The 718-nt window shown below is 57.7% G+C and carries 1 protein-coding gene; it reads right to left on the reverse strand.

From position 1 onward, the window contains the following. Positions 1-64: 64 nt before the first annotated feature. Positions 65-718: molybdopterin dinucleotide binding domain-containing protein (locus tag TU76_RS24015; protein ID WP_048352650.1), on the reverse strand; the 654-nt coding region annotated here is incomplete at its 5' end.

A 718-nucleotide genomic window follows, 5' to 3' on the forward strand; every position in this document is an offset into this window, starting at 1 on the left:
GAGTCGAAATACGGCATCCGCTAACAAGGGGCTTCACGCCCCTTGTTTGATCATGATCAGCCGCTCAGTTAACTTCCGAGCGCATGACCTTTACGGGGACCGATTTGTAAGACGGCGTGCCGCTATCGACGTCGATATAGTCCAGCGGCACCAGTTGGTTAGCCTCCGGGTAATACGCGCCCACCGAACCCGCCGATATCTTGTACTCGATGGCCGTTATTTTCTCGTAGCGCATCTTGCGCCCCTGGGTGACCGTTTCGATATCGACCAAATCCCCGTGAGCCAGCCCCCGTGACTCGAGATCAGCCGGGTTCATGAACAACACGTCTCGCCGACCAAATACACCGCGATACCGATCATCCAGAGCATAGATCGTCGTGTTGTATTGGTCATGACTGCGCAGCGTGATCAGCCGCAAGACGTCCTCACCGTCAACTTCCTTGTCTTCATGCAGACCGGGGAATACAAAGAACTCGGCCTTGCCCGAGGGCGTCATCCAGATACGCTCCGTCGCGGGAAGCGGCATCCGAAAGCCTCCCGGAACCCGGATGCGCTCATTGAACGCCTCGAAGCCCGGGACGGTTTTCTCGATCAGATCGCGGATTTTGTCGTAATCAGCCGCCAGTTCCAGCCAGGGCACTTTGCTGTCAGGCAATGTCGCGTTAGCCATGCCCGCCACGATGGCAGGCTCCGAGCGCAAGAACTCGGAAGCCGGCAT

The sequence above is a fragment of the Pseudomonas psychrophila genome (assembly GCF_001043005.1).
Classification (GTDB): domain Bacteria; phylum Pseudomonadota; class Gammaproteobacteria; order Pseudomonadales; family Pseudomonadaceae; genus Aquipseudomonas; species Aquipseudomonas psychrophila.